General features: G+C 42.2%; 27 protein-coding genes. 5 read left to right on the top strand and 22 right to left on the bottom strand.

Annotated elements, in window-relative coordinates:
* Positions 1-77 precede the first annotated feature (77 nt).
* From traK to BEL04_RS08730, 8 genes are all read right to left on the bottom strand, one after another.
* On the bottom strand, positions 78-692 hold the full coding sequence (gene traK, locus BEL04_RS08765; protein ID WP_066002417.1) for a conjugative transposon protein TraK: 615 nt from the start codon (positions 690-692) through the stop codon (positions 78-80).
* Positions 693-696: 4 nt separating this feature from the next.
* A complete protein-coding gene (gene traJ, locus BEL04_RS08760) occupies positions 697-1,749 on the bottom strand; it encodes a conjugative transposon protein TraJ (RefSeq protein ID WP_083227822.1) in 1,053 nt (350 codons plus the stop codon).
* On the bottom strand, positions 1,746-2,366 hold the full coding sequence (locus tag BEL04_RS08755; RefSeq protein WP_066002416.1) for a hypothetical protein: 621 nt from the start codon (positions 2,364-2,366) through the stop codon (positions 1,746-1,748). The genes traJ and BEL04_RS08755 overlap by 4 nt, the downstream gene beginning before the upstream one ends.
* Complete coding sequence (locus BEL04_RS08750) at positions 2,353-2,940, bottom strand: hypothetical protein (protein WP_139112965.1); 588 nt, start codon at positions 2,938-2,940, stop codon at positions 2,353-2,355. The genes BEL04_RS08755 and BEL04_RS08750 overlap by 14 nt, the downstream gene beginning before the upstream one ends.
* Positions 2,927-3,589, bottom strand: coding sequence for a TerB family tellurite resistance protein (locus tag BEL04_RS08745; protein ID WP_066002405.1), 663 nt, complete (start codon positions 3,587-3,589; stop codon positions 2,927-2,929). The genes BEL04_RS08750 and BEL04_RS08745 overlap by 14 nt, the downstream gene beginning before the upstream one ends.
* Positions 3,576-3,848, bottom strand: a complete 273-nt coding sequence (locus BEL04_RS08740) for a hypothetical protein (RefSeq protein WP_066002403.1) — start codon at positions 3,846-3,848, stop codon at positions 3,576-3,578. The genes BEL04_RS08745 and BEL04_RS08740 overlap by 14 nt, the downstream gene beginning before the upstream one ends.
* A gap of 97 nt (positions 3,849-3,945) precedes the next feature.
* Entirely contained in the window at positions 3,946-4,611 is a 666-nt protein-coding gene (locus BEL04_RS08735) for a hypothetical protein (RefSeq protein ID WP_066002402.1), read from the bottom strand.
* Positions 4,595-4,870 (bottom strand): hypothetical protein, encoded by a 276-nt coding sequence (locus tag BEL04_RS08730; protein WP_066002401.1) that lies wholly within the window; start codon positions 4,868-4,870, stop codon positions 4,595-4,597. Before BEL04_RS08730 ends, BEL04_RS08735 begins: the two co-directional genes overlap by 17 nt.
* 234 nt (positions 4,871-5,104) lie before the next feature.
* Between BEL04_RS08730 and BEL04_RS08725 the strand changes: the two genes are divergently transcribed.
* Genes BEL04_RS08725 through BEL04_RS08715 form a run of 3 tightly spaced genes read left to right on the top strand, consistent with a single transcriptional unit; the run spans position 5,105 to position 6,783 of the window.
* The gene (locus BEL04_RS08725) at positions 5,105-5,428 is read left to right on the top strand and encodes a helix-turn-helix transcriptional regulator (RefSeq protein WP_066003574.1); all 324 of its coding nucleotides are present in this window, start codon (positions 5,105-5,107) and stop codon (positions 5,426-5,428) included.
* A gap of 10 nt (positions 5,429-5,438) precedes the next feature.
* The gene (locus tag BEL04_RS24590; protein WP_066002400.1) at positions 5,439-6,401 is read left to right on the top strand and encodes an SRPBCC domain-containing protein; all 963 of its coding nucleotides are present in this window, start codon (positions 5,439-5,441) and stop codon (positions 6,399-6,401) included.
* Positions 6,402-6,405: 4 nt separating this feature from the next.
* Positions 6,406-6,783 carry a DoxX family membrane protein gene (locus tag BEL04_RS08715; protein ID WP_066002397.1) on the top strand — a complete coding sequence of 126 codons (378 nt, stop codon included), beginning with the start codon at positions 6,406-6,408 and terminating at the stop codon, positions 6,781-6,783.
* On the opposite strand, the gene BEL04_RS08710 is transcribed toward BEL04_RS08715, so the two are convergent.
* The gene (locus tag BEL04_RS08710; RefSeq protein ID WP_066002395.1) at positions 6,780-9,203 is read right to left on the bottom strand and encodes a TraG family conjugative transposon ATPase; all 2,424 of its coding nucleotides are present in this window, start codon (positions 9,201-9,203) and stop codon (positions 6,780-6,782) included. The two genes, BEL04_RS08715 and BEL04_RS08710, sit on opposite strands and share 4 nt — an antisense overlap.
* Positions 9,190-9,498, bottom strand: a complete 309-nt coding sequence (locus BEL04_RS08705) for a DUF4133 domain-containing protein (RefSeq protein ID WP_066002393.1) — start codon at positions 9,496-9,498, stop codon at positions 9,190-9,192. Before BEL04_RS08705 ends, BEL04_RS08710 begins: the two co-directional genes overlap by 14 nt.
* Before the next feature lie 135 nt (positions 9,499-9,633).
* Between BEL04_RS08705 and BEL04_RS08700 the strand changes: the two genes are divergently transcribed.
* Both BEL04_RS08700 and BEL04_RS08695 read left to right on the top strand, forming a co-directional pair.
* Entirely contained in the window at positions 9,634-9,999 is a 366-nt protein-coding gene (locus BEL04_RS08700; protein WP_066002391.1) for a hypothetical protein, read from the top strand.
* A gap of 7 nt (positions 10,000-10,006) precedes the next feature.
* Complete coding sequence (locus BEL04_RS08695) at positions 10,007-11,626, top strand: hypothetical protein (RefSeq protein ID WP_066002388.1); 1,620 nt, start codon at positions 10,007-10,009, stop codon at positions 11,624-11,626.
* A 78-nt stretch (positions 11,627-11,704) separates the two neighbouring features.
* Here the strand turns inward: BEL04_RS08695 and BEL04_RS08690 are convergent, their stop codons facing one another.
* The 12 genes from BEL04_RS08690 to BEL04_RS08635 form a co-directional block, all read right to left on the bottom strand.
* The gene (locus tag BEL04_RS08690; protein WP_066002386.1) at positions 11,705-11,998 is read right to left on the bottom strand and encodes a DUF4134 domain-containing protein; all 294 of its coding nucleotides are present in this window, start codon (positions 11,996-11,998) and stop codon (positions 11,705-11,707) included.
* Positions 11,995-12,498, bottom strand: coding sequence for a hypothetical protein (locus BEL04_RS08685; protein WP_066002385.1), 504 nt, complete (start codon positions 12,496-12,498; stop codon positions 11,995-11,997). Before BEL04_RS08685 ends, BEL04_RS08690 begins: the two co-directional genes overlap by 4 nt.
* A gap of 146 nt (positions 12,499-12,644) precedes the next feature.
* Complete coding sequence (locus BEL04_RS08680) at positions 12,645-13,451, bottom strand: ABC transporter permease (protein ID WP_066002384.1); 807 nt, start codon at positions 13,449-13,451, stop codon at positions 12,645-12,647.
* Positions 13,417-14,691: an ABC transporter substrate-binding protein gene (locus BEL04_RS08675; RefSeq protein WP_066002383.1), complete on the bottom strand. Its 1,275-nt coding sequence runs from the start codon at positions 14,689-14,691 to the stop codon at positions 13,417-13,419. Before BEL04_RS08675 ends, BEL04_RS08680 begins: the two co-directional genes overlap by 35 nt.
* A 3-nt stretch (positions 14,692-14,694) precedes the next feature.
* Positions 14,695-15,480, bottom strand: coding sequence for an ABC transporter permease (locus tag BEL04_RS08670; RefSeq protein WP_066002380.1), 786 nt, complete (start codon positions 15,478-15,480; stop codon positions 14,695-14,697).
* Positions 15,474-16,214, bottom strand: coding sequence for an ABC transporter ATP-binding protein (locus tag BEL04_RS08665; protein ID WP_139112964.1), 741 nt, complete (start codon positions 16,212-16,214; stop codon positions 15,474-15,476). The genes BEL04_RS08670 and BEL04_RS08665 overlap by 7 nt, the downstream gene beginning before the upstream one ends.
* Positions 16,207-18,390, bottom strand: coding sequence for a hypothetical protein (locus BEL04_RS08660; protein ID WP_066002376.1), 2,184 nt, complete (start codon positions 18,388-18,390; stop codon positions 16,207-16,209). Before BEL04_RS08660 ends, BEL04_RS08665 begins: the two co-directional genes overlap by 8 nt.
* Position 18,391: 1 nt before the next feature.
* A complete protein-coding gene (locus tag BEL04_RS08655; RefSeq protein ID WP_066002374.1) occupies positions 18,392-19,426 on the bottom strand; it encodes a hypothetical protein in 1,035 nt (344 codons plus the stop codon).
* 9 nt (positions 19,427-19,435) lie between these two features.
* A complete protein-coding gene (locus BEL04_RS08650) occupies positions 19,436-20,071 on the bottom strand; it encodes a TylF/MycF/NovP-related O-methyltransferase (RefSeq protein ID WP_066002372.1) in 636 nt (211 codons plus the stop codon).
* 450 nt (positions 20,072-20,521) lie between these two features.
* Positions 20,522-21,088, bottom strand: coding sequence for a hypothetical protein (locus tag BEL04_RS08645; RefSeq protein ID WP_066002369.1), 567 nt, complete (start codon positions 21,086-21,088; stop codon positions 20,522-20,524).
* Between the two features lie 5 nt (positions 21,089-21,093).
* A complete protein-coding gene (locus tag BEL04_RS08640) occupies positions 21,094-21,651 on the bottom strand; it encodes a hypothetical protein (RefSeq protein ID WP_066002367.1) in 558 nt (185 codons plus the stop codon).
* Positions 21,644-25,780, bottom strand: coding sequence for a hypothetical protein (locus tag BEL04_RS08635; protein ID WP_066002365.1), 4,137 nt, complete (start codon positions 25,778-25,780; stop codon positions 21,644-21,646). The genes BEL04_RS08640 and BEL04_RS08635 overlap by 8 nt, the downstream gene beginning before the upstream one ends.

Here is a 25,780-nt window from a genome sequence, read left to right as displayed (position 1 = left end):
GATATTGATGTTGTTATGGGTGAGCGACCAGCCTAACAATGTGGCATAGACTGATGCGAAAAAGATGAGTTTCAGTTTCATTTGTTGAGTATCGTATCACGGTTAGCTAATGTTTCCCAACGCTCGATGAGGAAGCCATGGGGATTATTGTCACTTCGGCTAACGTTTCGTAAATAGCCCTGGGTGATCAGTAATTTGTTGACGGCCGAGGTCGAACGTATTAATTTTTGGATCGCCCAACATTTGAAATAGTATGGATATTGGTTCATGTCCAATTGTACGCTGTCGACCTGGATAGACTGGCTGATATTGCCGGAGATCAGGTTATTGTAATAGCTCTTTTCTTTCAACCCATTATATTGGTTACGGGCAGATTCGTCGGCTAAGTACAATGCTTTACCAATATTGGCTTCGATGACCTTTTCATCGGGATCGAGCGTAAAGAAGTCATGATGAAACATACGGATATGGTCGCGGGCCTCGACCGGGATATTATCTTTCCGGTCAGCGGCAAAGGCTTCGAGGGCTTTACCGTTAGCCAGGATATACACGTGGCTGTTCGCTGCTGATGCAAAAGCATAACTTTTGTAAAGGGCAAAGCAACTGATGAGCAGGCAGGCGATGATCAGCAGATAGCTGAAGCGCTTGATATACTGAAAGGCCGTTTCGATGTTTTTGAGGTGCGTGAACATAAATTCAGTTTTTAGGGTCGATCTTTTGTTGTTGGGGAGTATTCGCTGCCGGGCTGCTGAACACACTGCTGAAATGATGGGTCACTGAACTGACGGCCGTAGTCGTAAGCGCACTGACCTTATTGAGCAAACCGTTGCCACCGCCGGGGTTAATGATATAACCGGCTACTGCCGGTACGGTAAAATAGCCGATGGTGCCGATGAGTAGGAAGATGAGGTAAGCAGTGTCAGTGCTGCTAAAGAAGGTATCGCCCGCGCTTTGTACTTGTTGAATATCCAGTTTGAGCATATTTTCCTGGACTTTGCCGATGATCGCGCCGAAGATATTGGCGACCGGCAGCCACAAAAACACGTTGACGTATTTGGCGAGCCAGGTATTGAGCGTGAATTGAAAACCGTCGAATACACTCAGTCCCAAAACTAATGGGCCCAAAATGGCTAAGACAATTAAATAAAAAGTTCTAATGGTATTGATACATAAGGCTGCTGCTTCATACACAACCTGCAGCACTTCGCTCATCCATTGTTTGACGCTGTTGCGAAAATTATAGCTGGCTTTAGCCATGGCGAATTTCATATCGTTCCCAACCGAAGAAAACATGCCCTCTTTGGAATCATTGGGGTCATCCGGATGGGAATACTTATACCATTTATCGCGGTCGCCTTCACCATCCGCGCCAACGTACATTTGGTAAGCATCCGTCTTTTCGACCGCTGCTTCCTTAGCGGCCAGTAAAGCTTTGATGGCGGTATCAGAGTTTTGTACCATACCACCGGTAGCGATCACGGTCGGGTTAAGTACACCGTTCATCACGGCGATCAGGCTTGGGAACAACAGGATGGCCAGGCCGATAGCGAATGGTCGCAGCAAAGGATAAAAATCGATAGGCTCGGCGGCGGCGATCTGCCGCCAGACCCGGGTGCTGATATAGAGCAGCGCGCCGAAACCGGCGATGCCACGGCCTACGCCGATCAATTGGCTGCATAGGGGCAGCATGTCGTTATAGACACCGTTGAGCACGCCTTGCAGGCCGCCAATATCGTTTGCTAAATTCATAAGCCGTAAAGTTGTTTAAGGGTTTGCATATCGTTCTGGTCTTTGCTCCGCTGCAGGGAAAGCAGGGCACCCTGGCGGTCGAAAGACTTTAAAAAGCTATATTGGTCGGAGCTGTCGACATATATTCTGTCGATGGCTTTGAGTCGGTCGGCATCAGACATGCGGAGTTTACCTGTCATTAAAATATCGGTCAATCGACTCAGGTTTTGCAGGCTTTGTTGCAATAACGTCGAATAGACATTGGCCATATAGCCAAGTTCGGCAGCATTAAAGGTGCCGCTTTGGCGAAACGAGGCTTGGTAGCGTTTGTATTCCGCAACGAGATTGGCTTGCTGTAAGATGATGTCGGCGACACGCCCGTAATTGGCAACGGCAGGACTGACAGCATTGAGGCCATTAAGGAACGTCGCGTGCAAATTGAAATTGCCGCTGGCAACAGATCTGACCTGGTTGTAACCGCCATCGACAATTTGATAGCCGGTCTTCATATCGGACAAGATCCCTTTCAATTGCGTAAGTTTCTCGATGTCCAGGATCAATTGCGTGAGGTCACTGCTTTGGGCATGGGCGCCCAAACTCAGCAGCAAGCATACAATACTTATCTTAATGGTTTTCATAAAGTCCGTTTAGGGTTTGGGCATCATTTGTTTCTCGCTGGCGTTGCAAGGCCAACGTTTTGAGTTGGTTGCTGAAGTTTTGAGTAAACTCATATTTATCCAGCATGGAGGCATGGATCGTATTCAGCTGTTTGAGCCGCTCGTCATCGCTCATCTGTAGCTGGTTACTCAGCAGGTTTTGCAGGTCGGACAGGTCGTGGCTGCAATCCGTCAGCACTTTGGCTTTGAGGTTCTGTACGTAATCGCTTTGGTCGGTTATATGACTGAACAGGCTATTGATATAACTTTGGTAATTCAGGATATCTTTGACCTGACCGTTATTTTTGATTGCTGCCGAGGGCGTTTTGAGAGAGGTATAATAGGCCGTGTGCGCATTAAGTTCGGCGGTATTGATGTCGCGGATACCTCCCAGGCCATTTTTGATGACACCATAACCTTGTTTAAGTTCGGCATGTAGCATATTATACGCGGCGATCTGCTGCAAATAGTATTGCTGTTGCTTGCTGGCCTGGCCGAACAATTGTGCTTTTGCGGGCAAGGCCAGCAGTAGCGGGAGATATTTAATGAATGCCATACAGATTTTTGATGCTTTGAACATCCTGCTGGTCTTTGGCGCGCGCCATACTCAATTGGATGTTCTGGTTCGTAAATTTTTTGAGGTCGTTGTAGTTACCATCGACTTGTTTGGCGAGGCGGTCAATGATCTCGATGCGCTGTTCATCGGTCATTTGGGTTTGGAAAGAGTTCATCACTTTGGCCAACTGGTCTAAATTGTTGGCGCTCTCCAACAGGATGCCACTATAAACCTGGTCGATCTGCTGGAGTTCGGCCACAGAAAAGTGTCCGTCCTGCCGGGTCATAGACCAGGAGGTTTTGTATAAGCTCACCAGTTGTTCCTGGCGACTGATAATATTGACGATTTGTCCATAATCATTGATGGCCGATTTGACCGTAAGCAATTCCTTATAATATTCGGTGAACAGGTTCTTTTGCTGCGTACTGATGCCGGCGATATTGGACAATTGTAACTGGTGCAACTCATTCTCGATCTCCTTTTGCGCGTTCTGCAGCCAGATCGTTTGGTTCTGTGCTTTCTGGACCTGCAGGTCGATAGCCCGGATAATTTTGCCAACCGTTGCGTTAAGCACGGAACCGACGGCGAACTGAGCGTGGGCTGCAGCACCCAACAGCAACAGCACAAAGGTGATTTTAAAGCTTTTCATAAGTGGTGTTGTTTAAGATGAGCTGGTTTCCATTGAACTGCGGATGCAATTCAAACAGTTGTTTGGTCTTGTACTCCTTTGGTCTTGTAACGCCATTGCGGATGCGTTGAAAACCGGTATGTTCGATGATCAAAGTATCGCGGACTTCCAGCGTATCGTCAGTAATGGAAAACTGGCCTTGTGTGTGGTTGGTATAGCGGCCGTCGTGATTGGTATTGCAAGCCATTAACAATAAGATCGGTATAATGAGCTTTTTCATATACCAAAATTGGCGGGGAAAAAGCAGGCCTTACCCACCCTGGATCGACAGGTGGTAAAATGTTTAGGGTTACTTGATGAATTTTGGTTTGGAATTCCTACAAGCGCGGACCACGACCTTTACGTGGGCGTTTCCTGGCAACAGTTTGGAGCTTTTGTTTAACGATCAGCCGTTGAATGAGCGGTTTGAAAGCACGCTCAAACCATTCAATACCTTCGGTGATGATATGAAGTCTTCCCTGGCCCGGGCGGAAAACGGCTGCCCTTTTAGGGAGCAAGTCAAATGTATCCATAAATGAAACGGTATCGTATAGGCTGAGATTCTCGCAAACACGCCTGATCCCTTCGTCTCGGTTAAACAGGATCGTTTCATCGGTAACATTGTGGCCGCCCATGTCGACACGCCTTCTTACCCTGGCTGTCGAGTCAATAAGATCAGGCAACCCAAAATAGATGAGGTGGATGCGGTAACCTTCTTCTTTAAAAAACAGGGAAATATCAACGGCCAGTTGATTGGAGTAATTGCTTTCAAAAGCAAAGCTTGCGCGAACTGCTAAAGCGGCATCACGGTCTTTCTCCAGTTGCACGGCAACACCGCCGCCCAGCCGTTCTGGCTCAATATGGGGATAGCGTTTGCACAAGTCCGCGAATACCAAATCACCGTTAAAATAAAAAGTATCGGGTGGAATAAAAAGGGAACCAAAAGTACTTTTGCCGGCACCGTTAGGTCCCGCAATGATATAAAAATCAGGCTGCTCCGCCATGGGCTATCAATGGTGACAGGTAGGCCCAGTGCCCTTGCCCTGGAGGACAAAGTTCTTTAATGACCTTAAAAGTACGATCAGCCGATACAAACTCCACCAATTGTTCTGAACCATCAGGATTGGCCTGTACATATTGGCCCTTCTTTTTCACGCGTTCATCATGATAATGCAGCGATATGCCTTTTACAAAAGCATCACGATACATTTCTTCTGTACGCTTGGCTAAAGCCTTGTCGAGTTCTTTATTATTTTCTATCATGATGACCTCCTTTCTGGTTTAACAAATTTACGAAATAATTACCCGGCTTTCCAAGATGTCAAAGAACACGGCAGCAGCGGATACGGACCGCGCTGCTCCTGGGACAAAATTGGGGTGGAATGCAAGAAAAAAACGAGGAATAAACGTATAGAAACGTCTATATCCGAATAATTTGAAAAAAACATTTCGCTATATGACGAAATGTTTTTATACTTGTCGTCAAATAACGAAATGATGATCACCAGAAGAGATGTATTCCAGGCCATCGCCGACCCGACCAGGCGGGCAATCCTCGCCCTGCTGATGGTGCAGACCATGAGTGCCGGGGCCATAGCGGCAGAATTTGACAATGCACGTTCTACGGTTTCCAAGCATTTGCAGATCCTGACGGAATGCGAACTGGTTGCGCAGCAGCAGAAAGGCAAAGAAATCTATTACCATTTACAGATCGACAAAATGAAAGAGATCGACCATTGGCTGAGCCAGTTCCGCAAGATCTGGGAAAGCCGCTTTAACGAGCTGGACCAGGTACTGGCCAAACTGAAAAAAAACAACTAAAACAACCCTCATGAATCCGAACCTGCAATTTGATTTCACCGTAGATAAAGAAAATCATACGGTCAACGTAAAACGAACCTTCGACGCCGAACTGGACCTGGTCTGGGATGCTTGGACCAAGCCGGAGATCCTTGACCTGTGGTGGTCGCCAAAACCTTACCGGATGCAAACCAAGTCGATGGATTTCCGCGAAGGCGGTACCTGGCTGTATGCCATGATCAGCCCAGAAAACGAAAAGCACTGGTGCAGGAATGATTACCAAAAGATCAGGCCGCAGCAAAGTTTTAGCGGCTTGGATGCTTTCTGTGATGAAAACGGTGTTGTTAATACCAATATGCCGCGCACGCACTGGGAAAATGTATTTACTGCTGCCGGTGAGCAGACACTCGTGAACATCACGGCGAGATACAATAACCTGGCTGACCTGGAAATGATCATCCAAATGGGCTTTAAGGAAGGCTTTACGATGGCGCTGGAGAATCTTGACCAATATCTTGCTGCGCAGTTTCAGTTACGCAAAGAAAACAAGACCAGCAAAACTGCCCGGGTATGTACCTATTTGAATTTTCCGGGCAATACCGAAGAAGCCTTCCTGTTTTACCGGTCTGTATTTAAAACTGAATTCAGCGGTCGCGGCATCCAGCGGTTCGGCGATATTCCTGCAAACGCAGACCATCCACCGGTGGCGGACGTGATCAAAAAAATGATATTACATATCGAGTTACCGATCACCGGCGGGCATATCTTAATGGCTACTGATGCGCCAAAAGAAATGGGCTTTAACCTAAGCAGCGGCAACAATATGCACATCTGTATCGAGCCGGAAAGCCGGGAAGAAGCGGACCGTCTGTTTACCGAACTCTCCGCAGGCGGGAAGGTGACCATGCCGATGGCGGATATGTTCTTCGGCGCTTATTTCGGCGAATTTACCGACCGGTATGGCGTGAACTGGATGATCAATCACCAAAATTAATCCTATGAAACGAAAGATTTTAAATGTGCTCTCCGCGCTGTTCGGCCTGATGATGGTCAACAGTGGCTTAAATAAGTTTTTTAATTATATCCCGGTGCCCGGGAATTTGCCGGAGCCGCTGGTCAAAGCGACCGCGGCTTTGGTCGCTATCAATTGGTTATTGCCGCTGATCGCTACGGCAGAAATTGCGGGTGGTATCCTGGTACTGTTCCCGAAAACAAGGCCTTTAGGGGTACTGGTTGTTTTCCCGGTGATGGTGGGGGTATTATTGACGCATCTGTGTATCGTGCCGGATGGCTGGCCTATCGCGCTCATTTTATGGGCGGTGCTGGGTTGGATGATCGCGGACAACTGGTCAAAGTACCGGGTATTGATCGCTTAGCTGCTTTCCCGGACAATGGCGGCGATCGCTTTTTTGATGTCGCCGTATGTTTGGGTATAGCGCTGCACTTTGGATTTTTCGCTGGACTCCGTCGTATAGGTCCAGTATTCTTCGGGGCTGACTTCGGTGCGGTAAACTTTAGATAGCTGCCCGTTAAGCGATATGAAGACCTCTTTGTATCGGTACCGCTCATCATTGGCGCGGTTCATGGACAGGATCAGCGCGGTTTCTTTGTCGGTGATGCCCAGCAGTTGCTGGATCTTAGGGAAGTCGTTCTGGTATTTGCGTTGATCCAATAATATTTTACAGTCGCTGTTGTTGATGATGGCTTGTTTGACGACAGGGGAGGAGATGATGTCTTCGATGTCCTGGGTGACGACGATGGCTTCGCCGAAGTACTTGCGGACGGTCTTGAAGAGGTATTTGATGTATTCGGCCATACCTTCGCGTGCGATGGCTTTCCAGGCTTCTTCGATCAGGATCATCTTTCGGACATCTTTAGGCAGTTTGCGCATTTTTGAAACGAAAGTTTCCATGATGATGAGGGTCACTACCGGAAATAAAATGGGATGGTCTTTGATGTTGTCTAATTCAAAGACAATAAAACGGCGTTGAAGCAAATCTAAATTGGAGGTGGCATTGAGCAAATAATCATATTCGCCGCCTTTATAGTAAGGACGAAGCACAAACAGCAGATTGTCGATATCGAAGTGTGCGTCCTTTACCTTACTTTCTTTCATGGTATCATAGAAAGGGCCTTTTAAAAATTCGTAAAAGGAATTAAAGCAGGCAAATTCTGGTTCACTTTCATAATAATGAAACAGCGCATCAGAGATGGCGATGTATTCCGACCGTTGTACGCCCTCGTCTTCTTTTTTCCAGAGCGCGAGGATCATCGCTTTGATGCTTTCCCGTTTTTCGGTATCAAGGGTATCGCCGGAACCGACATAAAAGGGGTTGAAGGATATGGGGTTCGTTTCACTATAGGTAAAATAGTAACCATCGACGAATTCGCAGAGGCCCTGATAAGAATGGCCGACGTCGACTAGGACAATATGGGCGCCTTGTTCGAAGTAAGAGCGTAACAGGTGATTAGTAAAGAAGCTCTTGCCGCTGCCGGATGGGCCTAAGATGAATTTGTTGCGGTTGGTGGTGACGCCTTTCTTCATGGGTTCGTCGCTGAGGTCGACGTGCAATGGTTTGCCGCTGAGGCGGTCGCCTAAGCGGATACCGCAGGGTGAGATACTGCTTTGGTAGTTGGTTTCGAGGTTGAAGAAGCAGGCGGCCTGTTCAGTAAAAGTGTCGAACGTATCGTTCATCGGGAAATTGCCGGCGTTGCCCGGCAGGCCTGCCCACCAGATCTGCGGGGCGCCGTCCGTTTCCTGTTTGGGTATCGCATCTAATTGTGCTAAAGCACTACTGACTTTATTTTTAATTTCTTTGGGATCACCCCAGGCCAGGATATTGAAATGGGCCTTGACAGGCAAGCGCTGTTGTGAAATGGCTTCATTCAGGAACTCCTGTGTGGCATCGCGGCCGATGGCGTTTTCGCGGGAGTAGGCCGAAAGGGATTGCAGGCGCAGTTTTTTGGCTTCCAGTTTTTTAAGGGTAGCGGCACTGTCTTCCATGAAGATATACTGGTTATAGATATGGTTGCAGTCCAGTAAGGCACCGACAGGGCTGGCAAAGCCGGTGCTGAACTTAGTTCTGTCGGTGCTGTAAGGATCATAGGTGATACGGGGGCCGCAGAGAGCGGGCAGGTATTCGGCATCCGCGAGCGTAAAGAGTTGGCATTGGTTATCGCCAATCCTCAGGGGATCAAAGTGAATGTCTTTGAGTACCGGCGCGTCGTCTGCATTTAATAAAAAGCAGTATTGTTCAAGAATGCCGGGGACTTTTAAAGTGCCGGTGAGTTCATCGTCGCTGAGGCGGCGCAATGATAACAAACCGCTGTCCTCTAATACGCGTTTGAACTGGCCGCAACTGTCGGTAAAGTCGCGGAAGAGTTCCGCGGAGGTGCTTTGCACCGGAGTAATGCGTTTACGCAACAAACTGCTGGCCGCGCTGGTGACGGGTTTGTAGTTGACGGCGCGTTTGGTCAAAAAGATATAACAGCGGTGTGCCAAATATGGCCTTTCGTTGGAGAAGCGCTCGCTGGCATGGCCCAGAAAGGTTTGGTCGCCGAAGTTGGCAACATACTGATCTTCGGTGAACCAGTCCTGTTTATGAAAGATACTGTGTTTGGGCAAGAGCTTGATGGCTTTGACCCAGGTTTGGTGGAAAGCGATATACTCTTCGTTGGAAAGCGTAAAGAGTTCCGGCAAAACAACTTCGTAAGCGATGGTGAGGTCGCCCTGTGCGGACAGCAGGGTTTGGTATTCGACCTTATAGATCGGGAAGATATCTTCAGCGTTTTTCATAGAATAGCGTTCTGGATTTGAATTTCAAATAGGTCGGCAGGTAGCGCTTCGCGTTTTTCTTCATGAGGCCGTGCTGGCCATATTTATGGCTGAGGCCGAATACTTTGTAGAAGAGCAGGCTGGCGAGGCCCGTGATGATCGTGATGCAGGCGTAGACGGCTAGGCCAATTAGATACAGGATAGCGAATAGCACAAGGAGACAGACCAAGCCGCCTCCTAAGTAGCCGATGTATTGCGCTTTCAGTCCTTTGAATTCGATGGGGCGGTTGATGCCTTTATTGATGGTGTAGCTCATGCGGGCAAAGGTGCATAGACAACTCAAAGTATATTCCACACCTCAGCCAAGGGTGGTATGAATTGATTGACCTCATTTTTTGAGAGGAATTCTAATGATAATTATTTTTATATTTATTTATAAATTTATTAAGACATGGACGCCTTACATATTGCTAAAGAAGCTATTACACTTATTAAACCGTTGCTTGCACAAGGAATAGATAATTTGGGGGATGAGGCAGGAAATGAATTCTGGCCCTTCATTAAGTCTATCTTTAAAAGTAAAAACAAAGAAGAGTTAATCAGTGACATTGAGTCTAAACCTGAGGATGAATCGAATTTTGTAAAAGCTCAGACACATTTACAGAGTATTTTGTTGGATGACCCGGCCTTAACAGGGCAATTGAAAGAAAAAATTAGCAGAATGAAAGAAAATGGCTTTTTTCAAAAAATTACGGGCGACAAAAATAATACTATTGGCACTGCTCAGAATTCGACGATAGTAATCAATCAGCAATAAAGATCAGATGAGTATAGCAGTAACCGGTATGAACAATATTACAGTAGGTAACGCTGTTGACTCTCACATTTACATTAACCAAATATTAAATCGATCTCAGAACTATGCCGATCTATTGTCACAATTGAAAGAAAAACAAGAGGCTCTCGAAAATAGTCTTCCATCTGCACTTGAATATCGGGAAAAAATAAATCGTGAAATTAATACCCTAAACGAGCGCATTGGGCTGTTTAAAGAAGAGATAAATAATCTTTACAAAATGTTCAATGCAGTGCCATTGAACAAAGAACGGTTAAAAGAAGCAAAACGATTATTTGATGAAGGGAAAATAGATGAAGCTCGAATTAAACTGAATGATCGGGAGTTGGATTCAGAGGTAGAAACCCTTTTAAAACGACGGGATCAAACACATGCTGAAATCAGTCAAATAAATCAAAATTTAAAAGATCTGTCGGAGGAATATTTATTAAAAGCCTCGCTTTCTTCGATAAACTTTAATGAACCAGCGTATATTAATCAAACAATTTTACTGTACGAAAATGCAATAAAGACCTTTAAAAGTTATGAGGCCTATTCTCAGGCTGCCTTTTTTTATCATAAAGTTAAAGATTATAGAAGAGCGATCAAGCATTTTAAAAATGCTCGAAATTACAATGAAGACGGCGATGTTTTGGACGCTTTTATATCTTACAGCATAGGTACTATTTACTTGGATGTAGATAGAGTAAAGGCTAGAGTCTTTTTTAAAAAAACCAAAGCTGCGCTCGAAAGGGCTATTAAAATCTTTAACCCTAAAAATGATGGATTAGTCACAGGCTTAACTTTATTAGCGAATAGTTTACATAACCTGGCGACTACATATACTGGTGAAGAAAAAATAAAGTTGATGCATGAAGCTATTGAAATTAGAAAAAATGCAGCTACTATAGATAGTAAAGCTTATTCTTTATTATCTTATACATTACAGAAACGAGCGCTCGCTGAAGTGGTGGAAAATCCTACTAGCAAAAACCTACGTGACTTTAATACGAATTTCGAAGCAGCAATGATTGCGATGGAGGCTTTTTTTAAGGCAGACCTCAATACGGAATGCTTTTTTTTTCATGCCAATTGCTTGCCGGACCTTATTGTTACTGCAAGAATATACCATTCGTATTGTAGCGAAGAAAAATTTTTATTGCTTAAAGATAGATTTCAGCCGATGCTCGAACCCTATGAACTATATGTAAACGCATACCAAAAATCGACCGATGATGTATTACAGATTGCTCGAACGTATGATGAATTTAATAAAAATTATCCTTCTTGGTCAGAAGGGTCTTATGGTATTTTTGCGGCAAAAAAAGCACTACATTATTATGCAATTGCGATGAAAGATAGGCAATTGCTGGATGACAAGCTGTATTTTGGTTTGGCCTTTAATACGCAGATGCTCAGCGCGATGGCCACGCTCAGAGGAGAACGGCACGAAGCTGACTTATTACGAAAGGAATCATTTGGCTATTATAAAAACATGAAAACTTTGGAGGGTGTCGCTTTAGAGGGTTACAAAAGACTTGAAAAACTAGAGAACGTTTCCTGTGATTGCCCGAAGTGTCGTCAATACAAGGCGAGCAAGAACGTTTAAACCGGAAATTTATTAGATACCCGGTTTAAACGTAAGGGATTTAAAATTGCTATTAGAGTCCTTAGCAAGGCAACAAGGTTATACTCCAAAAAAGGATTTTAGCACCGTCGCTACGACCACTAGGAAGATACAACTGCCAAACCAGCTGGAAGCAACCTTACCCGTATCATGTTCGCCGTCGTTCCATTTTTTATAGACTTTGATCGCGCCGACCAGGCCGGTGATGGCGCCGATGGCGTACATCAGGTTGGTGCCGGTGGAGAAATAGCTTTTGACCTGGTTGGTGGCTTCGTTGATGCCGGCGTTGCCGTCCTGGGCCAGGCAGACCGTGGCGACGAACAGTAGGGCGAATACTAATTTGAGCTTTTTCATGCGGTAAATGTTTGGGGCCATTCGTTGGCCTGGATGATAAATGGGAGTTTTTTGGCGGGGAGTTGAAGGGCGCTGATGAGTTGCGGCAGGCTGATCTCATCGGCAAAGACTTCGTATTTGCTAATCAATACACGGAGTAGCGATAGGAAACCGGGTTTGTCGTTGTTGTCAGTGAAGGCGCTGATGAGGGTTTCGGCTTCGGCGAGCAGGTCATCGGCGGGTCCCTGGGGTAGCGTTTGGTCGCTGATGCCGTCTGCGGCGGAGATGCTGAAGACGAGTTCATCAGGTTCGGCGAGATTTGTTCCGGGTTCGGGACGCGCCACGGCCATCACCGGCTGGGCGGTAGCTACTTCAGGTAAGGCACCGGATGATTTAGGTTTAATGCGGAGGAAGCGTGAGAGCTCCGGTTGGAAATAACGGAGGCCGATGTAGGCGTACCAAGAGGTTGTGAGTAAAATAACGGCGGCAATATATTGCAGCCAGGAAATAGAGTTTAACATATGCTTTCATTTTTATTGAAAGCAAAGTTGTCGATATGTACCGTATGTATTAGCCCCTCTAACCACAGGATGGGCTATTGCTTAAACTTATTTAATCTTGATTGTCTTGAAATTCAGTAGATGCCGTGAAAGTTTTTATTTGTAAACTAGTTATCCCACTTCATAAAACGCTTAAAAAACCGCGTGATCAGTAGGTCGTTTAATATAGCCACGACGACGCAACAAATGATGGCGGCAATTAGCAAATCGAGCCGTGAATAGGACATCGCATATTTCATAACCTTACCCAGGCCGTCCCCTGGCCCTATATATTCCCCCACAACCAAGACACCAAGACTGATCGAAATCACGACGCGAAGACCACCATAGAACTGCGGGAGCATTCCGGGTAATAAGATATAGAAAACAATACTTTTTCCATTACTATTATGAATCTTAGCCAACTCTATATATGCCATCGGTACGAGGTCAAGGGAATTCAAACCGTAAACGACAACAGCATAAAAAACATAAATGGCTACAATTGCAAAATTCGCTAATATTCCACCATTAAAAATGAGCAGGAGAAACGGTGCGAAAATAAGGGGCGGAATAGTTCTTGCTACCGTAAAAAAAGGCTCAAGAACATTTCTTATTGATTTTTTAAGAAAAAGAAAAATTGTAAATGCCAATCCCAAGGCTGTTCCGGAAATTAGTCCCGCTAGGTGAACACAAAAGGTCAAAAACCAATGACCTAACATACCATTGTCTCCGCCGCCCTGTGAGGAGATAATGGCAACAACCGTTTTTGAATTAAAGAGAGACGAAGCAATATCTACCAAGCTTGGAAAATTTGTCCCCCCAAAGAGCAACGAACAAACCTGCCAAAGAAAGAGGAACACTACAACCGGAACAAACTTTAATATTTCCCGATTAATCTTATTTAAGGATGTCTGCGGTAATTTTATCGGCATCTAAATAGTTGTAGATTGAATATTGGTGGTGGGCTTCCGCTAACTTCGCCTTATTCTCCGAAGATTCTTTCAAAAAAGGTTTTTTGTCGATGGCTAGAAATTTTTTTTCTGTTGTATTCTTTAAACTGTCTAGCGACTTGTACACGTCATCCGCAAAGATAACATCGTCAACTGCGGGAATCTTCGACTTGTAAATATGCTGATTTTTGAAACTGTTGATAATGCTGCCATAGAGGTTCTTATAATACAAGGGGTCCTTATCATTAAAAAACCAAGAGCGCTGAGCCGCAAAATTGTAAAATGGATCTAGGTGATCGTAAATTACCGTTCCATCTTCAGTGGTGTATTTTTCCCCAGTAATCTGGCTAAGATATGGCATATGAATAGCAAGGGCCTGTGAAGGATGTTGCAAAATGAAATCATTGATCCGAAAATTAACTGACGCTAATCGAAGTACTGTCTCCCGGTGGGAATCATAATAAGTTTTCGTTATTGCCCAGCCGTCATTAAAAACGCTGGATAGCTCTTTGGAATCGGGTGATGGCATAGCGGCCTTTACAATATCCATAGAACTAACGATTTCCTTATAACCCTCCTTTTGTAGTGTTATTCTAGAAGGTACGCCACCGACCTGGAAATCCGCCTGATGATTCCGCATGGCGTTGATATTGATAGCATCATCCTGAACCAGTGATTTAAAATCGCTTCTGGTCATACCAGCCTTTTCAAGCAAAATATCAATAAATGGCTTGATAGCCGTTTCAGACGGGTAGGCAAAAGTTTTCCCTTTTAGTTGTGAAACCGCCACCTTTATTGCGTCTTTATCTGATAAACCAGATTTTAATAATTCTTGGTAGTTTTTGTAGTTACCGCCTGGCTGCGCCAAGATAGCATACCCCTGGAAAACATCAGCGAATGAAAACATACAAATATTTGAGGCATTGTCATAAGAAGAAAGTATGATTCCAGGAGCACAAGAGGAAACATCAAGCCGATTATTATTCAGATCTGGTAAGACAGCTTCAACCTTTATCAATTCGTATTGAAAATCAATACCGACTTCTTTAAACCATCCGTTTTTTGCGGCAATGATCGCCTGAGAATGATCGCCGTAGGGTAGCATTCCAAATTTAACGGTAGTCAAGTTATTATTAACCGAGTTCCTTTTTACAAAGAACAGGTAGACGGACCCAGCAATGATAATAATGGCGGTTATCCAGAAGACAATTTTCTTGTTCATGACTTATATCCAGGTTAATTTCTTTTTAAAATACAAATTTACAAAGTGATAACTGCAAATGCTTAAAAAACAATATACTATCGATAAAACAATTAATTTCCCCATATCCGAAAAAGAATAAGATTGGTAGATCAAAAATCCCATGCCACTGGAACTGGCCAAATATTCCGAAGCCAACGACACAGCCCAGATCAAACTGGCTAAATATTTTATGGCGCCCGCTAGCTCGCCCTGTATACACGGAAAGATTATGTCACATATGATTCTTTTCCTGTCAGCTCCAAGCATTTGCGCTTGTTCAATAAGATTTTGAGGTACGTTGAAAACAGCTTGTTGCGTATTTGTTGCTACAATGATAAAAACAGCAAATGCGATATATAGGATCATTCCGATTTCTGTACCGCCGAACCAATACAAAAACAGCGGAATCAAAGCCAATAATGGAATATTACGTGAAAACGTTAAGAGAATGGGCATTTTCCTTTCGGGCCGAGATTCTTTTTGACCGCTTAAGCCATATAATATGCCAGTTACGTAACCGATAGCAAAGCCGAAAATACAACGGTAAACGGACAATAACGAATGCTTTAAAATTACAAAAAGGGCTACGTCGTATCCGGATTTACCGTCAATTGAGAAGGTAGCAATCGAGGGAAGAGAAAACGTTAACAGGTGGCTTAATGATGGAAATAGCCTTGGTTGCGCAAATAAATCGGCAACTACTTCCCACGCACATAGTACAATGATGAGCAATATAAGTGTTCTCAAATTTTTCCGGGCATTCAGCATAATAGTTCACTAATTTTTAATTTTAATGCTAAAAACCGAGGTGAAACCCTCATTTCATTGGTCCTTGGATAAGTCAGTTCGACAGGTACATTTTCCACAATTTGCCCTTTTTTCATAATGATAACCTGATTAGACATATAGATAGCTTCTTCGATATCATGAGTCACCCATAGCACGGCCATTTTTTTGCTGGCCCATATTCTCTGCACAAGATCCTGAATGGACCATTTATTCATGTCGTCCAACTGAGAGGTCGGTTCATCAAGCAACAGCAGTTGCGTGTCCTTGGATAGCGCAGAAGCGATCGCGAGTCTCCGCAATTCACCTCCCGAAAGTTCCTTTGGATATTTATTTAAATGTGTCTGCGGCAAATTGACCATATCCACAAGTAGTTTGACCTTTTCATCGATGTTTTCTTTTTCAATTCTTCGAATTTTCATTGCGTAGCCGATATTCTCCGCGACTGTCATCCATGGAAAGACAGAGTTGTTTTGAAAAACATAGCCCAATTTGTCACTGTCATAATTAAAATCAATTGTTCCAGAAGTTGCCGTCTCCAATTTCGCAATAGTCCTTAAGAGTGTTGTTTTGCCCGAGCCGGAATTCCCCATGATACAGGTAATATTATTACCTAAAAGACTTATTGTAATATTTGAAAGTGCCTGAGATTTTTCACGATTTATGTTTTCGTAAACTTTTGAAACTTCATTTAAAGAAAACAATGGGTTATGCATTTGCAACTTGAGTTGAAAGTGTATTTGATGGTCTCTTGTAAAGATGATTATTAAACCAGGGTTCTAGGTCTTGTGGCTCTATCGACGAAAGCAAATAATCCTCTTCACCAAATGTAATAATCTCGTTTAAAACGGCTTGCAGGAAATCGACCGTATCAATAGTTGCTGGATCAGTAGCTTTTTCCCTATGCATTACTAAGTTCATACCTAACCTGTTTAGAGCTTGGGACCATGAAACAATCACCTTTTTATAAATCTCATTATGCGTTTGATTCAAATTCACATCGGATGTGTTGAGTTTTGTATGGTGCCCAAATATGTAAGAGAACAAAATAGCCTGTTCTATGGAACGTCTACTAGGTTTCTGACCTGAAAGTTTGAACAACTTTTGGTTCTTTTCAACAAAGTCAACGTAACGCTGAATGTTTTTCGCAATGTACTCACTCGTAAAATACGTGAGTTTTGCATATTTATGCACAACGCTCTGGTGCTCTGGGTTATCCCTATATTTTTCGATTGGAATGTTAATGTGCAATGATTGGTGTAATAACGAAGTTTCTAGGGAGGAAATTAAAAGTTTTATAGCTTCAGTCTTTTCTTCAATATTTAGGAGCTCTTCCACAAATTTAGAGTTTGAAAAATATTCAAAGGAATTCTTGCCGCTGAGCTGCCATTCGAAGATTTGGGCCAATACAGGGCCTGTAGTTATTACAATAGAATTGGGCGTATTAAGACGGTCAATTAGCTTTTTTTGACCTTTAACAACAATAAAGTGAAAGGAAAAGATAATATTACGATCAAAATGATCTTTAAAGTAGCCAAGCAATTTGCCAAAACTATCGTCCATAACTCCCTTTATGCCAGAATCATTAACATATACATTAACTTCTCTTTTATTTGAACTTGCTTTAATGATTTGAAGAAGAGTTGCACAAAATCTCACCAATTTTGGTGTATGGATGTTTTTTTCATATAACTCATTGTAAATTGTTGCGTCAGGAACAACATTGCTTATAATAGCGTAATTGAATAAATTAAGAACAGCGATATCCATCCCCTCACCCTGTTGATTAGGTTTAAAGGCTTCAATAGGATAAGTTATCAGTATATTTCCTTCTTTAAAATCGCGAGCAATAAAATCATATTTCTTATTAAGTTTGATTTTTTCCAATGCCGATTTTAAGTCTCTATTTAGCAGTAATGGCGCATCGTCCACATAATCCGGCAGTTTAAAAACTTGCGCCTGTAAATTATATTTTGTTGCGATGTCCAAGTTCTGTATTCCATATGGAAAAATGCTTGTATCGTAAAACTCGGACGCTGGGAAGAAAGATTTTCGTTTAGGAGTAGCAGCAAATGATTTACTTCTCACATAATATTTCCAAAACTTAATAGGCTCTACGAGTTTAAAAATTGGATCATCCGTTTCAAAAACAAGTGCGATAATTGAATTAATTTCCTCCTGTAGCCTGTAATTTAGTTTATAAAAATTCCTATATGCCTTTCTTTTAGCATTATCATCTAACCTGGAGTTGAACATATTCCTGATAAATTTTGAAAGTGGAAATTGCAAATCAGGTTTTATTTCCTTCGGCGTCAATTTTTTAAGAAACTCCATACAAGCGTCTGGATACCCGGCTAATCCATTAATACAAGGGCCGATAAGAAAAGGAAATCTCTGAATATCAATTTTCATCCAAAAGTCGGAATTTTGGGATGGATAGATCGAGATGAGCGTTGCCGTATCCTTGAGTACAGCTTCGGGAATTTTGCTAACGGCATCCCAATGAGCACTATTTATAACGCCAATTAAAGAATCCTTTTGAATTCCTCGTTTCATTCTATTTGAAAGTCTTAACGCATTAATGATAATGCGAACTTGTAATTCTGACCAGGTTTGGAAGCGCTCTTTTTCTTGAATCGCCTCTAAGAATATCTTATCAATTGTATCGGAGTAGTTGTCAAATACATCGATACTTGTCGTTCTGAGTACTTCTGATAGAAACTCAATTGGGCCGTCTTCTTTACTTAATAAAGGTGAAATAATGCTTTTTTCTTCCAGACAAATATGAAGCAGGTCTTCTAATTCATCATTGTTGAAATCAATCAGACTTTTTCCAAAAAAAGAATATGGCAGATTTCTGTTTGAAGAAAGAAAGACGCTTAAGTTCGACATATTATGGTAATGTTACTTCATATGAAAGTAATTCTGAAATAGCAATATCACGATTGCTGTAATAGACGGATTCGGGGCGGCCTTTCAAAAATGTCTCCTCAATAATTTTTTTTTGAATTTTTTCGTTTATCGCCATAATTGACTTTTCTATTTCAGCACTTGGTTTTGAAAGATTTATCTTTTCAACCTCAATTTCATCTAGCTCTTTTTTGAACATTCTTTTAAAATTGTCACTGAGCATTAATCTGGAAAATATTTCGTGACTGTTAGAACTATTGGCCGTATAGCCATGCTTCGATTTTTCCTTTTTATCAGTTGGGCTAAAAAAATCATAGGTACCGGCATCGATCACTGTAGGAAATCGTAGTCTTTCCGATTTGTCTAGTTTATAAGTGATTACAAACTGAGGAAAACTATCTTCTCTTGGTGAAAGTCCGAGGCAGATGCGAAGTTGATAATGTTTAAAATCTCCATTTGCAAACTCTGTTGGAGCAGAGAATTTGTCTTTTTCTCCAACGAACGTGACCCAAATCGGAAAAAATGGCTTTCCGACTCTGAATTTCATCAGTTTATCATCTTTTGTCAAAGAGTTTTTCACAAGACGCTCCCTTAACAAATTACATTCATCCTCACTAAGGGAATTATTTGGATGGCATCCAATATCGCTAACCATACGGTGTACAGGACAACATCTGCTCACAGCTATTTCCTTAAAACCCCGGCCTAAATATTTACTATATTCTTCTTTTTTATCAATTTTCCCACCAACACAGAACTTTTTGATTTGGCTTTTACAAGCCTCATCATACTGATCCCTTACATCTAACCAAGAATGAACGCCTTTGAACTTCAATAAATGATCAATTACGGCCAACAAAGGGAGCTTTAGTACAAAGTAATCATTGGAAACGTTGTCGATAATCTCCTTTCCACCAGATAATTTCCAATTTTTAAAAGCATTGACAATAGCCCTGTATTTGGGTTTATCATGTGCATTTAAATTATCCAAAATTGCGAGATACGTCGTTTGCTCCATTACTACTATTCAAAAATCTATAAAGCAGGACCAGTTTGTTAGATCATCAAGAATAACTTCATTGACATACTTTTTTGCACCGAAAACCTCGTTGACTGCGCGAGTGGCACCAGGGCAGTGGTCATGTCCATAGTCATCGAAGTACATAACGGCGCCATCTTCGAATTTTTCGGGGATGTTCACACAACAATATTTTATCGGGACATACAGATCGCAATCAATATGCGCGAAAGACAGGTTGTTTACCGGGATCGTAGGCCATATTTTTTCTATTCGTCCTCTGTACAGTTTTATATTTCCAGTATACGGTACGGTCAAAAGGAATTTCTTTAATTCAGCGAGGTCGACATCAGCGTACTTGCCAGTGTAGTGGACTGGATGACCATCTGTATAAGGATGCCCGCTAAAGGTGTCCACCCCGTAAATAGTATACTGTGGGCAAACTTCATACATCGCCTTAGCGAGCGCCAACAATGTGCCGCCCTTGTAGACGCCTACTTCGAGTACATTACCGGGATTGCGTTTGAGAACTTCCGTACATTTCCGGTATAAAAACTCCAGCCTATTTGCAGGTATCACTGTATGACCATAGTCCACAGTTTCAACCGGCTTATTTGTATGTACAAATTGCGTTTCTACAACCATTTTCTTTCAAATTACCTTTGCTCATTTAATTTATAAAATGCAAAGGATTAATCAAATTTACTAAACAATCGTCATTTTATCACTGGTAAATTCGTCAAAACAAATGATTGCTTTTTGATAAAATAACGAAATAGCGTCAGATTATATAAATATAAATAAATATTAAAAGCATGATATCGATTTAATAGTCTGAACATTTGTTTTTTTACTTTAAACTATGCAACAGAACCGTTCATCAAAAAACATATGGGACCTTTGTGTCCGCACATTTGCCATATATCTTCAATTCTTATGATTTAGGCAAAACGAAGATTTAGATCAGAACTTTCCAATAAACGCCAATCGAGGAGACCGTCGTCGTATCATATCGTCGGCACTTGTTGGTTTTGATTTACATATGTCATTGTTAAGTTCAATGACGAAGCAAAAGAGCAGTAACGGATTAAAAATTTACTGTGCTTTTATTCCGTCTTCTTTATGTTTAATGTGATTTGTTGTATCCACTTGTTCAATAGGTGTAATTGGTAATAATTTTATCTTGCCCGCTGATGTATTTATACTATCTATCTTATGCTCTATCTCATCAAGTTTTTTCAATAAGTGCGGTACGGGGTCATTAAGCAAGGGGTAGACTGCCAATCCGACACCCAATAACCCAACGAATAATGCCACGTAAGCAACTATCATGTTCGCCCGGTTGACCAAATGGTTGAGTCGGTTTGTCAATGGTGACAAGTGCTGATAGATAACTTTATCTTTGACATTGTTGACCAGGTTAAGAGTTTCACGTCGATGGCCCTTGGGGTCTTCGACCGCAGCTTGTATGGAAATGGCATAGCATAAGCCGGAGAAGATCACAATAAAGTCGTTCAGGCGATTGATATCAGCTTCCAGGGTTTTGACAGACCGATAGTCACCTGGTTGCTTTAACAGCGGTAAAAAGTCCTTCCAGTTTTTATGTTGCTGGACAAATTCGTTTTTAAGCTTCGTATATTCCGTTTCGTCAGGTTGATTCATTTTAATTATTTTAGAATATTAGGATCCAATCTTTCGTCATCATCGGTATCATTGCTTTTAAAAAACTTAGCGAGCCAGCGCATCAATCTTACTCGAAAGTCTTCGTTCATCTTTTCTTTAAAAAGAAAGTCTACGTGGTTTTGATTGTCATCTTTACCAGTATTGGTTCCTGGGCCGATACCCTCACAGTGCTCTTTGATCTTGTTCCTTATTTCATCACTATTTTCACCTTTCACTCCGGTGATGAACAAAATTATTTTATTAAACAGGTAGTCTTCGCTGAACCTGATGCCGTTGCACATTTCGTTACCCTCCATGAGTTCGTAGTCAACCAGGCAAAGTTCCGCAGCAAAATCGCTGATCGTCGCTTTGATCAGTTTATCATTTTTTTCGATAAGATTATCTTCCGTTCCTTCGCCATAAACTGCGGCCAGCTGGCCCCGTAACGCTTTAAATTGATCCAAACGTTCGGGATAGACGTCATATTTTTGGCGAAGCATACTGTAAAGTTTTTTCCAGTGTTCTTCAACATCTTCGATGATGATTATTTTTCTCTTATTCATGTTTACGATTGATAATAAATGGTATGCTAACACTAAATTCCCCTGGTTTTGCAGATAACAGCAGTTGCTGTCCGGTGGACTGGAACAAAACGTTATATATGAGATTCAGGCCGTCTGAAATGTTTCTTTTCGCCAGTTTATTACTTAAATTCCTGACGAAATCCGGGCGCTTGGTAGAAAAATTATTAGTGATCGTCAGCCAGAAGATACCGTCATTTTTGATTTCTCCGCTAAGGGTAATGGTCAATGGATCTGTTTCTGAAATTTCCTCATACATGATATGGATCGTGTGCTTCTTGATATTGTAAAGCAATTCAAAAATCATTTCGTCCAACAGGGAGTGGAAAATTTTGATTTGAAGTCCCCAAAGTTCTATCGGGACACTATTAATGAATTTTATGGCTTTTAAGTCATCTAAACTATTGAGATTAGGTTGCCACATGGTGAAAATATAAAGGCTTTCCTGTTCGAGCAAACCTGCAATATCTCTCACGGATGTTGTTACAAAGGCATTTTCGGAAATTTTCGACTTATCCTCAAATAACTTGCTGGTGAGGGAAAGCAGGTGCAATTTATTGATGAGGTATTTGTAAGCGCGTTTAAGAAATTGGGCGTAATAACCGACATCCCCGAAATTTTTAGCGTTAACGACTTTGTCTATATGAGTTTTGACCAGTTCCTCGTACGTTGTTGTACCATGTTTGAGTGAGTCATAGTATTTTTTGTTGTTGATCAGTTCAATATAGGCGCGCAGGCTGTCGTTGTTGAAGTGATGGTTGATGAAGTCACTCAGATCGCTACGGAGCAACAGCAACTGTCTCACTTTTTTGGGATCAAACCGCCTGTACACGGGTCGCTGTTTTGGCAGTTCGACCGGCGTATCAGTTAACGACAATTGCTTAGCAAGAGGGCTGCTCGTCGCGATCAATTTGAGCTTATCATGAACCATTTTAGTCTCGACTTTACTCAGTTTATCGTGATAAAAGCATAAGATCGCCTGTGGTACAACGAGGTAACTTTTTTTCTTTTCGTCAAATTCGATCTCCGTAATTCTGAGGTAAAACAAGTCACGATAAAGGTCATTCTGAAACTCTGACAGACGATAAAGATCACGCGCACTAAAATTTTGATTATCCCGAAAACGATAATTTTGTTCATCGTCCAATGATAGTTCGACTGTGGTTAAGATGTTTGCGCTATTGGTTTCATTTATTCCATCAAAGATCTTGTAGAGTAAACTCTCCTTGGTGATATCAGCAGATTTGAACGCCGTTTTTTGACTATGCTGATAGCTGGCTACAATGGCAATGTCTCCTTCCTCTGATAAATTACGATTGTTTTTATGTTTCACCGCGAAATAAGCGCCGCCATTTTTCACCTCCAATATTTCACAGCATAGACGCAGGATTTCGCGCAATTTGATTTCAATGGAAACCTCGCTTAATGGCCGGGGGCTTTTATCCGCGGTTAGAAGAGCCTTCAAAAACATCATATTCTTAAAGGATATCAAACTACCTTTTTCCGGACTTGGTCTTTGGCTCTTACCGGGTGCATCGAAACGAGACAGCATCCAGTTGGTATAGTAAAAAGGATAGGTTTTCATCGCGGCATCCAAGCGTTCAAAAAACTCCTCGCTATCATTCTTCGAGAATAACAAGGGTCCTTTGTATTTTGAGATGAATTTTTCAGCAGCTGTGTGGAAAATAAAAGTATTCTCCAAAACAAGCATACGTAGCAGATGAATAAAATGGTCGTTATAGGTATTTTTTAAAGTTTGATGTTCATAGGGCGTTATCGGATTGGCATCAATGATCGTCTTGATATTTTTCACCACCTGTAAAGCTTTTGCTTCGTGTTCGATAATGAGCTCTTGTAACAGACCTACATAATAGGTAATAAAATCGATCGGATAAGATATAGGTGATTGACTTGCGCGTTCAGCATTCGAATATTGTGTTAAACCCTTGACGATATAACCGATGGCGTAGAGCATTTCAACCGAATAGATGTAATTCATTTTCAGCTTGGCGCCTCTTTTTAATAGGAATTTAAAATCCTGAAAGGTGGAATATGCAAGCGGTACACCGTTGACCGTACGTCGTTGAAAAAAAGAGCGGTCCACTTTTTTCATTTTATTAATATGGGTGACTCTGTCACCCAGGTCGGCCAATATCCATCGGAATGCGCTTTCCTTAATATTCTGGTGCTGATAAAAAGGATCTGAACTACATATCTTAAATAATGAATTTTTAATTTCTTGTTGATAAGCCGGATAAGATTCTTTAAACTGGTTAAGAGAACATTTCTCGGCTAATTCTTCAAAATGGATCAAAACGAATTGCCAACTGTTGGGGTCTTCGTTATTTTCAAAGGCCTTCTGAATAGTTCCCTGGAAAATAAAGCGTCCGTTTTTACAGTAGAATAAAGCTGAGAATTCATGAAAAAGCAAGAATAATAACAGCGATTTGATATTGTCTTCGTGCTCGAACTTTTCATAGTCCCGGGTAAGATCGACAGGTCTAAAATGCCGTTCCCGGTTTTTGAAATGTATCCGCATACTATCGAGGACTGATTTTTCGGATAGCTCCTTAAATTTTTCCATAAGTGAAATGTAAGGATACTTATCGCGGTGAACGATGGGCGAAACATGGATGTGCCGATAAGCAAAAAAACGTTTCTCCACCTGTTCAATTTGATTGGACTCTTCAAGTATTGCACTGAGTTTGATCGAATTATAATAATCAACGCGGTCGATCAACGTAATGAAATATTCTGTCCCTTTACCATCCCGTACATTTCTGATAAAAAAATCGATCTCCAGAAAACTCTGGGTTGTGGCGACGGCATCATCAACAAAAATGATTTTCTCCGCTTGTCTGATCACATCAGCGTAAAAATGGATGAAGTTTTGTAAATACTCTTCCCTGGAATTATACTGAATGATGGTCGCCGTTTCCGAGAAGACAATGTCATTCAATAAATTAACGAAGCCTGAATTAGAGCCGGCTGTCGGCGTGATGATGACGATGCTTTTATCGATCAGACCGGACAATTCATGGGAACGTAGATCAGCCAGCCAAATTTTAATATCGGATAAATTCTCCAAAAGAAAAAAACCTGTTCTGACGTAATAGATATAATAGTTCTCGAGTTTTTTGAAATGCCGGCGATAAATCATCGGCTCCTCCTTTGCCCTTTTTTTCCTGATATCAAACGCCGGAAATATACTGACATGTTTTTCTGGCACGATGGTCTTGGGGTACCCAAAGATCAGACTGGGTGTTACCGGAATGATTTTGGTCTCAATGAGGCTTTTTTCTTGCTGTTTATCGCTTGGGTAACATTCCCCGCACTCACTTATTTTTATCCATTTGGTGACCAGCGAGATCAGATAAAGCTGGGCCACGAAAAAGCAATCGATGGGTCTCTGATGACGGTCTTTTACCTGTTGACTGGGTTGGTCGATGATCTGCACATTGACCATTTTTTCCGCAACATTGACGCTTCGCCACCCGTAGTCATATTCGTAATCGCTTATTTCTTTGAATTCATAATTCTTTTCCAATGGTCGGTTGCTGATCACAATGCAATTAACTACGGGGTCAATAAATTCAGGCGGATGACATTTGAGTTTCTGATCCCTGGCGATCTCGGTGATTTCCCCTCTCACCCGGATCGAGGTGGAAAACGTTGTGCTGATGGGAAACACCAAAATGATCCGGTTGGCAATCTTGTTCGGATTCTTCAAAAAGACATTTTCTTTGGTGAAAACATCATGGTTGAACAGGTCCTCGCTGATGCCGTATGCTGTCCGGACGTAATCATTCAGCATTTTTCGAATATTACTGAGCAGTAGATCAGAGTAATTCTCATAACCGACCAGGGTAATGGCAGCTTCGGTCTTTTTGATGGTTTCTGTAGTGGCTAACATTCGGATCAGATCACGATGTTGGACAAGTAATTTCTGAGCGACTAAGAGAGCGAACCTGTTGGTGAAAAAGCTGTTGTAAAAAATTCTCTTGACATAGTAATAGTCCCGGATATGCAAATTGGAACCGAGCTCAAAATGTGCGTCGGCAATCTTAAAACCATTAAAATTTTCGAAATAAAGCTCCGGTTTGATCTTCAT

It is taken from the genome of Mucilaginibacter sp. PPCGB 2223, from assembly GCF_001705515.1.
Taxonomy (GTDB): Bacteria; Bacteroidota; Bacteroidia; order Sphingobacteriales; family Sphingobacteriaceae; genus Mucilaginibacter.
This window is presented reverse-complemented; position numbering and strand designations above follow the sequence as displayed.